The organism is Microcystis sp. M165S2, assembly GCF_020245885.1.
Taxonomy (GTDB): Bacteria; Cyanobacteriota; Cyanobacteriia; order Cyanobacteriales; family Microcystaceae; genus Microcystis.
In genome coordinates this window covers 1-4,254 of the sequence record NZ_JADBTZ010000429.1, presented here as the reverse complement: position 1 = coordinate 4,254, position 4,254 = coordinate 1, and the positions used below count along the sequence as shown (strand labels likewise).

Below are 4,254 nucleotides of genomic sequence, written 5' to 3'. Positions count from 1 at the left end.
TAGGGCATACCGGAACCTTTGGGCTAGATCCAATAAACGCTTGGGGAGAGAATACCTCTACTTTTTCAGAAGCAATTCTGTCTAAGCAAGTAATCTCTGTGAACCAAGAATCCCCGTCTCTTTAGAGCGGGGAGTGTCAACAAGAATTGCAGTACCATTAGGGGCAATGATTTCGGGGTTAGAAGCCTTAAAACAATACAGTTTAGAGTATTTTAGCGACTCAGAAAAAAACGCAATTACTCCCTATTTCGATCACTTAATTACGGTTATGAAAAAATTTTAAAACTGCGGCATTTAATCTGTGTTAAAATAATCAAGTCAACAGTTGAAAATGCCGCTCACCGAGGTTAAAACTCCGTTGAAACTCTGAAATCATCAGCGCAAGTGAACCTCTTGGGACCACCAAAAACCTCGATCGAGTACCTAGCGGGTCGAGGCAGTTTATAAATAAGGGAGATTCTATGGATGCCAAAGCGAAATTATTAGAATTGATCGCTGGTAGAAATCGCGGACTCCTGGCGACAGAAAGCGACCGCGTGCGGATTTTAGCGGCGATCGAACAATTGGAGGATCACAATCCCCATCCCCATCCCCTCGAAGTTAAACAACTATTAGGGGGCAATTGGCGTTTGCTATTCACCAGCAGCCGCAACATTCTGGGAATAGATCGCCTACCTTTTTTTCAATTAGGGCAAATTTATCAATATCTCGACCTGAACAAGGCCAAACTCTACAATATCGCTGAAATTACCGGTGTACCTTGGTTAGAAGGAGTAGTGATCGTCTCCGCTACCTTTGAACCCACATCCGAGCGTCGGGTAATGGTCAAATTTGAGCGCTCGATCCTCGGTCTGCAACGTCTTCTCAATTATCATTCTCCCCAAGAATTTATTGAAGCGATCGAGAGTGGCAAAAAATTTCCTCCCCTCGATTTTTCTTTCAATAATCGCCAACAAACAGGTTGGCTTGATATCACCTATCTCGATGAAGATCTCCGCATCGGCCGCGGCAGCGAGGGCAGCGTCTTTATTCTCGCTAAGGAAAAAACCTAACTTACAGAGCCTTCAGGAGACAGGCTTGTATCAGTTATCAGTTATCAGTTATCAGTAATCAGTGATCAGTGATCAGTGATCAGATGTGAGTTTTTAGTTCACTGATTACTGTTCACTGTTCACTGAAAATACACCCCACACCCCACTTGCTCCCCCAGATGAATGCCCCGATCGGTTAGAATCAAAATATGGGAAAAAAATTATTTATTTTCGGGAACCTTTACTGAATTCTCCCGTCCTCAAGCTCTGAGTGAGGAGTTTATATCCTTAGAGGAAATCCCATGAGTCAATCGATTCCAGCATCTTGGTCACTTGAGGCCAAAAAGTCTCAAAACTCCGTGTCCCCTGACAAACTCTCCAACTACGATCTAATTGCACGCTGTCAGGAAGGCTGTCAGCCGGATCGAGCAGCCTTTGCGGAACTGCTGCGGCGCTATCAGGCTCATGTTGATAAATTACTCTATCATTTGGCTCCCGATTGGCAAGATCGCGCTGATTTGGCTCAAGAGGTCTGGATTCGCGTCTATCGCAATATTAACCGTCTCCATGAACCCCTCAAGTTCCGCGGTTGGTTAAGTCGCATTGCTACTAATCTTTTTTACGACGAATTGCGGAAACGCAAGCGGGTTAATCACCCCATTTCCCTCGATGCTCCCCGGCGCGTGGAAGATGGCGAAATCGATTGGGATATCGAGTCCGATTACCCCAGTCCCGATGAACATCTCACCACCCACGAATTCTACGATCAATTACAGGCTGCGATCGCTGATTTACCAGAAGCTTTTCGGACAACTATTATTCTGCGAGAAATTGAAGGCATGGCCTACGAAGAAATTGCCGAGATCACGGGAGTTTCTTTAGGAACTGTTAAATCCCGCATTGCTCGCGCTCGCGCTAAATTACAATCTGTTTTACAGCCCTATTTTACGGAAGGCTAAATAAAATTGTGGTGATTCGGCACTAACGGTCGAAATGAGGAGTCGTTAAAGTTAACTAGCTCCGTGCTGGTGAAAAGTGATTGTATACCGATCGCTTCTGGTCGAGGTCAACCATGAATAATTATCAACCCGAAGACGTTCAATGGATCAAGTCTTTGTTACGTCACGATGACAGCGATTGCAACTCCGCAACCGAGGATATTTTGTTCTTAGATGAGGATAACGAAGAAGCTCATCGTTTCGATTTAATTAGCGCCTATATTGATAACGAAGTAACGGTAGAGGAACGGAAGCTAGTTCAGCATTGGTTAGACCATGATGCTGCTGCTAAAAAACTCTATCGGCAGCTCTTGGGATTACAAACTAATTTAAAGCAAATTCCCGTACCGGTTACTATGGCCAGCGACCGATTGGCAGAACAGGTGTTCAGAAAAGTCGATGGTCAGCGTCGTCGGCAATATTATGTTTATGGTGGCGCAATTTTCACCGCTATGGCGATCGCTGTTGGTTCCTACTTCGTCTCCGAACGCAATGATCCCCTCTCCCAAATGGCGAGCAGTCCGAGCAGTATTAGCCAAGAGGGAGACCATTTGATGATTGCTCTTAACCATCCGATTATGGAGATTCCCGCAACGGAACAGCCAAAAGAGAATAGCCAAAGGTAAGGTCTATCGAGATAAATGCCAGCATTCTCGTGCGATCGCCCAATCTTCCGCCGTAGCAATTACCATCACTCGCACTTTAGATGTGTCACTGGCGATATCCTCATCCCGAGGACGAGCGGCATTTTTAGCCAAATCTAACTCTAAACCCAAAAAAGACCAGCCTTGACTGGCTTTTTCCCGTACTAAAGCTGAATTTTCGCCGATTCCTGCCGTAAATACCAAGACATCTAACCCCTCTAGAGAAGCGATCATCGATCCGATTAAACTTTTCAGACGATGAATATACATCTCAAATGCTAATTTTGCCCTCTCGTTGCCTTCGGCCATCGCCGTGGTAATTGCCCGCATATCCCCAGAAATACCCGAAATTCCCTTTAAACCGGATTCTTTATTGAGTAAGCTATTTAAACTATCGGGATTGTATTGATATTCTCGCTCTAGATAAATCAGAATCCCTGGATCGATCGAACCGCTGCGGGTTCCCATCATCAATCCCTCTAGAGGAGTAAATCCCATAGTAGTATCAATACTTTTACCCCCCTTGACTGCCGATAGGGAAGCGCCATTTCCCAGATGACAGATCACCATTTTCAAGGATTCTAGGGGTTTTCCTAACAATTCGGCGGCCCGTTGGGAGCAGTACTGATGACTGGTGCCATGGAAACCATAGCGACGGATTCCCAGTTCACTCCATTGGTAGGGAATGGGATAAAGAGAAGACTCAGGAGGGATAGAACGATGAAAAGCGGTGTCAAACACTGCTACTTGAGGAACATCGCCGAAAACTTGCTCGATCGCTTCAATTCCTTCTAAATGAGCGGGATTATGGCTAGGAGCAAGGGGAATCAGCTTTTTAATCGTTTCTTTGACCTGGGGAGTGATCATGGTGGCCTGGGAATATTCCGTGCCACCATGGACAACTCGATGACCGACTATACTAATGTCGGCGAGGTTAGCCAGTACCTTAGTTTCGCCAGTGACTAAGGTATCTAACATCCGAGCAATTCCCGCCGGACGATCCTGACTAGAAAGATTAATTTCCTGTTTAATTCCCTGAGCTTTTACTGTTAAAACCCCGTAATCAGGGTTAACTGTCCAATCGATCCCCGCTTGCCAAATTGGTTGCGGAGGATGGTCAGGGAGAAACTCTAAATCGTACAAACAACTTTTTTGACTGCTCGATCCCGCATTTAAGACCAGAATTTTCATAAAAAAGCTCAATTAGGAGGTGGCTTGTGCTGATCATCGAAAATTTGGGTCTGAAACCCCGTCGTTCTAGGTTGGCTTTACCGTCAAATATTAGCACATTTACGGAATATATGCTAAAATGCTCCCCATGGAAAAAGCCTATTGGTTTCGATTTTACCCCACACCAGAACAAGAGTCGCTATTGCGGCGCACCTTGGGCTGTGTAAGATTAGTTTACAATAAAGCTCTCCATCTCAGAACAAAAGCATGGTACGAAAAGCAAGAAAGAGTAGGATATGCTCAAACTTCTTCAATGCTAACCGAGTGGAAAAAACAAGAAGAATTAGACTTTCTCAATGAAGTAATCTGTGTACCTTTACCACAAGGGTTAAGACACCTACAAACAGCTTT

At 45.0% G+C, this 4,254-nt stretch carries 6 protein-coding genes; 5 read left to right on the top strand and 1 reads right to left on the bottom strand.

From position 1 onward, the window contains the following. The first annotated feature begins 133 nt into the window (after nt 1–133). The 4 genes from IM479_RS21220 (at nt 134) to IM479_RS21205 (ending at nt 2,655) form a co-directional block, all read left to right on the top strand. Nucleotides 134–283 carry a bilin-binding protein gene (locus IM479_RS21220; RefSeq protein ID WP_287685258.1) on the top strand — a complete coding sequence of 50 codons (150 nt, stop codon included), beginning with the start codon at nt 134–136 and terminating at the stop codon, nt 281–283. 178 nt (nt 284–461) lie between these two features. Beyond that, nucleotides 462–1,052 carry a PAP/fibrillin family protein gene (locus tag IM479_RS21215; protein ID WP_287685259.1) on the top strand — a complete coding sequence of 197 codons (591 nt, stop codon included), beginning with the start codon at nt 462–464 and terminating at the stop codon, nt 1,050–1,052. A gap of 281 nt (nt 1,053–1,333) precedes the next feature. Next, nucleotides 1,334–1,990: a sigma-70 family RNA polymerase sigma factor gene (locus IM479_RS21210; RefSeq protein WP_287685260.1), complete on the top strand. Its 657-nt coding sequence runs from the start codon at nt 1,334–1,336 to the stop codon at nt 1,988–1,990. Nucleotides 1,991–2,103: 113 nt separating this feature from the next. Continuing rightward, a complete protein-coding gene (locus IM479_RS21205; RefSeq protein ID WP_287685261.1) occupies nt 2,104–2,655 on the top strand; it encodes an anti-sigma factor family protein in 552 nt (183 codons plus the stop codon). A 3-nt stretch (nt 2,656–2,658) separates the two neighbouring features. On the opposite strand, the gene IM479_RS21200 is transcribed toward IM479_RS21205, so the two are convergent. Then, nucleotides 2,659–3,864: an acetate kinase gene (locus tag IM479_RS21200; protein WP_287685262.1), complete on the bottom strand. Its 1,206-nt coding sequence runs from the start codon at nt 3,862–3,864 to the stop codon at nt 2,659–2,661. A 127-nt stretch (nt 3,865–3,991) separates the two neighbouring features. Here IM479_RS21200 and IM479_RS21195 point away from each other — a divergent pair. After that, on the top strand, nt 3,992–4,254 hold a 263-nt coding region (locus tag IM479_RS21195; protein ID WP_287699567.1), incomplete at its 3' end, for a helix-turn-helix domain-containing protein.